The sequence below is a fragment of the Microbacterium sp. HMWF026 genome (assembly GCF_003061325.1).
GTDB classification, from domain to species: domain Bacteria; phylum Actinomycetota; class Actinomycetes; order Actinomycetales; family Microbacteriaceae; genus Microbacterium; species Microbacterium testaceum_E.
This window is the reverse complement of sequence record NZ_QAJB01000328.1, coordinates 1-3,925: the sequence shown is the minus strand read 5'-3', so window position 1 is coordinate 3,925 and position 3,925 is coordinate 1. Positions and strand designations below refer to the sequence as shown.

The following is a 3,925-nucleotide window of genomic DNA, read 5'->3' as shown; positions in this document are numbered from 1 at the left end:
GCCTCGCGCACCGCGGCGTCGTTGCGCCGACCGGCGCGCGAGCCGGCGAGCTTGGCCGTGATGTGCTCGCGGACGGTGACCGGCTCGTACAGCTCGGGGGCCTCGGCCGTCACGAACCCGGGCAGCGGGGCGATCACGGCATCCGCGTTGCCGTCGTGGAAGAACGCCGCCGAGCGTCGCCGCTCGATCGTGCCGTCGACCACGGGCGGCTTCACGCGGTGCAGGGTCGACAGCCACTTGTCGTTCGTCAGCCGCGCGGCCACGTCGCCCAGGTTGACCAGCAGCGCGCCCTCGGCGGGCGACACGTCGTTCCACGCCCCGTCCGCCCCGAGCACCTGCAGTCCGGCCACCCGGTCGGCCCACAGCACCGTCACCAGGCCGAAGTCGGTGTGCTCGCCCATGCCGGTCAGCTCGGCGCCGAGCTCGATCGATCCGGGCGGCAGGGCGTAGTTGTTCATGCGCAGCACGTCGATCGAGTGATCCGTCAGGTCGTCGAAGAAGTCGTCCGGCACGCGCAGCGCGGCCGCGAAGATGTTCGTGAGCGTCCGCGCCACCCGTCGCGCCTCGTCGAAGTAGGTCTGCACGGCCGGAGCGAAGGCATCGACCCCGGTCGGCCAGGTGTTCTCGGCGTAGTCCTCGGGCGTCGCCGAGGTGCCCGGGTACTCGCGCCACGACGTGCCCACGTTGAACGCCTCGAAGAAGTCGTTCATGCGCGTCACGGGGTCCACCCCCAGGCTGTAGCTCAGCGACTCACTCTTGGGCGGGCTGTACCCGCGGTTCTCGCCGCTCGGCCGCACGAAGCGCTTCTTCTCAGCCAGCGGCAGCGCGAAGAAGGCGTCGAGGCCCGTCTCGAGGTCGCCGATGACGGCATCCGGGATGCCATGCCCCACCACCTGCAGAAAGCCGACGGTGCGGCAGGCGTGGTCGACGGCGGCCACCACGGCCGCGCGGGCGTCGGGCGAACCCGGGCCGACCCAGGCGGAGATGTCGATCGTGGGGACGTGGAAGCGAGCCATCGGGCGATCCGTTCTGACGGGGACGCTCCGACGCTAGGCCGACCGTGTCACGCCGGTGTTTCGGCGGCGTCACGACCCGCGGGCCGGCTCGCGCGCCCCGGCGCGGAACGAAAAGACCCCCGGGGATGGACCCCGGGGGTCTTTCTCATTCTGTGCGCGAGGGGGGACTTGAACCCCCACGCCCGTTAAAGGGCACTAGCACCTCAAGCTAGCGCGTCTACCTATTCCGCCACCCGCGCATCTGGGTGAATCGCTGCTTTCGCAACGAGGAACGACATTACCACGCCGGCGGCGCCCGCTCGAACCGGCGGAGCACCCCGGGCGCGTCCCGCCCCGCCGTCACGGCGACGCGGGGCGACGCACGGCGGGGGAGCGCCGCGCGTGAAGGTACCGTAGTGCGCATGCCCGAGCGCGAAACCGACGTCCCCGAGGTCGCCCGCATCGCGTCCGACCTCATCCGGTTCGACACCTCGAACTACGGAGGGGGCCGCGCCAACGGCGAGCGAGAGGCCGCCGAGTACGTCGGCGCGTACCTCGAGCAGCTCGGTCTCGACACCGACTATTACGAGCCCGTCGACCGCCGCACCAACGTCTGCGCGCGCGTTCCCGGGCGCGATCGCGACAAGCCCGCGCTCATCTTGCACGGACACCTCGACGTCGTGCCCGCCGTGGCCGAGGACTGGAGCGTCGACCCCTTCGCCGGCGAGATCCGCGATGGCATCCTGTGGGGCCGCGGAGCCGTCGACATGAAGGACATGGATGCCATGATCCTCACCGCCGTGGCCGACGTGCTGCGCGCGGGGGAGCAGCCCGAGCGCGACGTGATCGTGACGTTCTTCGCCGACGAGGAGAACGGCGGCGTCGAGGGCTCGGCGCGCGTGGTCGCGGACCGGCCGGAGTGGTTCGCCGGCGCCACCGAGGCGATCAGCGAGGTCGGCGGCTACTCCATCGCGGTCGGCGACCGCCGCGCCTACCTGTTGCAGGTGGGCGAGAAAGCCCTGATCTGGATCAAGCTCGTCGCCCGCGGGCGCGCGGGACACGGCAGCGGCCTGCACCCCGACAACGCGGTCACGCGCCTCGCGCAGGCCGTGGCCGCCCTCGGTCGCACCGAGTGGCCCATCCGCCTGACCGACACCACCTCGAAGCTGCTGGCGGGCTTGGCCGAGATCACGGGCGACGACGCCGGCGATCCCGACGCGCTCGCCCTGCGCACCGGCGCGGCATCCAGCTTCATCCGTTCCACCCTGCGCACGACGACGAACCCCACGGGGCTGACCGCCGGGTACAAGCACAACGTCATCCCCGACCGGGCCGAGGCGCTCATCGACGTGCGGGTGCTGCCGGGCACCGAGCAGGCCGCCCTCGCCGACATCCGCCGCATCGTCGGCGACGACGTCGACATCGAGATCGTGCACCAGGACATCGGCCTCGAGGTGCCGTTCTCGGGTGACCTGGTCGACGCGATGGTCGCGCAGCTCGGTCGACACGATCCGGGTGTGCCGGTCGTGCCGTACCTGATGGGCGGCGGCACCGACAACAAGGCCCTCTCGACCCTCGGTATCTCCGGCTACGGATTCGCGCCGCTGCGACTTCCCGCCGATCTCGACTTCACCGGGATGTTCCACGGTGTCGACGAGCGCGTCCCCGTCGACGCGCTCGAGTTCGGTCGACGTGTTCTCGCCGACCTCCTCCGGACGTACTGAAGGACCGCATGCACATCTTCGAGGTCATCATCCTCGGGCTCGTTCAGGGCCTCACCGAATTCCTCCCGATCTCGTCCAGCGCCCACCTGCGCATCGTGGGCGAGTTCCTGCCGTCGCAGACCGATCCCGGCGCGACCTTCACCGCCATCACCCAGATCGGTACCGAGCTGGCGGTGCTGATCTACTTCCGCAAGAAGATCGTCCGCGTCATCTCGCGGTGGTTCCTCTCGCTCAGCGGCAAGGTGCCGCGCAACGACCCCGACGCCCGCATGGGCTGGCTCGTCATCATCGGTACGATCCCGATCGCGCTGCTCGGCGTGCTGCTGCAGAGCCTCATCCGCGACAACTTCCGGAGCCTCTGGATCACCGCGGTGGTGCTGATCGTCTTCGGCATCCTGCTGGGTCTCGCCGACCGCTACGGCGCCCGTCGGCGCGACCTGGACGACCTGACGTACCCGCACGGCATCGCCTACGGTTTCGCCCAGGCGCTCGCCCTGGTCCCGGGCGTCTCGCGCTCGGGTGCGACCACCACGCTCGGCCGGGCTCTGGGATACAAGCGCACCGCGGCGGCGGAATACTCGTTCCTGCTCGCGGTGCCCGCGGTCTTCGCGAGCGGTCTGTTCGAGCTGTACAAGAGCTTCGACGAGGGCACCGGCCCCTACAGCCTGGGCGAGACGGCGATCGCGACGGTCATCGCGTTCGTCGTCGGCTACCTGGTGATCGCGTTCCTCATGCAGTACCTCAAGCGCGGCAGCTTCCTGCCGTTCGTGGTCTACCGCGTGGTGCTGGGCCTTGTCATCATCGTCCTGCTGCTGACGGGCGTCGTGCCGGCGGAGTCGACGATCATCGCCAGCTGATCGATGGATGCCGTGACGGTGCCGTCCCTGCGGGGGTGGCGCCGTCGCGTGTTCCGGGACGGCGGAGGTTTCCGAGCCTGTCGCAGGGACCGGGTCCCCGAAGAGTTCAGCGGCGGGGCGGGTCGTCGCGCCCGGGCTTCGCGGGGCCGTCGCCGCCGCGGCGCAGGTAGCGCTCGAACTCCTGGGCGATGGCGTCTCCGGACGCCTCGGGCGAATCCCACGTGTCGCGGGTCTGCTCGAGCTGACGGATGTAGTCGCTCATCTCTTCGTCGTCGGCGGCGGCCGCGTCGATCGAGGCCTCCCACTGCCGGGCCTCGGCATCCAGTTCACCGCGCGGCACCGCGATGCC

Annotated in this window: 3 protein-coding genes, 1 tRNA gene and 1 pseudogene; 2 read left to right on the top strand and 3 right to left on the bottom strand. The window is 70.5% G+C overall.

The features are described 5' to 3' along the window. Nucleotides 1–1,016 (bottom strand): isopenicillin N synthase family oxygenase (locus DBR36_RS12405; protein WP_108319824.1); only part of this gene is annotated, 1,016 nt, incomplete at its 3' end. Nucleotides 1,017–1,169: 153 nt separating this feature from the next. After that, a tRNA-Leu gene (locus DBR36_RS12400) sits at nt 1,170–1,255 on the bottom strand. 162 nt (nt 1,256–1,417) lie between these two features. On the opposite strand from DBR36_RS12400, the gene DBR36_RS12395 reads away from it, so the two are divergent. Both DBR36_RS12395 and DBR36_RS12390 read left to right on the top strand, forming a co-directional pair. After that, nucleotides 1,418–2,719: a M20/M25/M40 family metallo-hydrolase gene (locus DBR36_RS12395; RefSeq protein ID WP_108319820.1), complete on the top strand. Its 1,302-nt coding sequence runs from the start codon at nt 1,418–1,420 to the stop codon at nt 2,717–2,719. Between the two features lie 8 nt (nt 2,720–2,727). Beyond that, on the top strand, nt 2,728–3,576 hold the full coding sequence (locus tag DBR36_RS12390; RefSeq protein ID WP_108319818.1) for an undecaprenyl-diphosphate phosphatase: 849 nt from the start codon (nt 2,728–2,730) through the stop codon (nt 3,574–3,576). Between the two features lie 106 nt (nt 3,577–3,682). Here DBR36_RS12390 and DBR36_RS12385 read toward each other — a convergent pair. Further along, nucleotides 3,683–3,925 (bottom strand): annotated as a pseudogene (locus tag DBR36_RS12385) (PAC2 family protein); the annotation flags it as partial.

Excerpts from the sequence above, each read along its gene's own strand:
- DBR36_RS12390 (WP_108319818.1), top strand. The coding sequence starts at position 2,728 with ATGCACATCTTCGAGGTCATCATCCTCGGGCTCGTTCAGGGCCTCACC.
- DBR36_RS12395 (WP_108319820.1), top strand. The coding sequence starts at position 1,418 with ATGCCCGAGCGCGAAACCGACGTCCCCGAGGTCGCCCGCATCGCGTCC.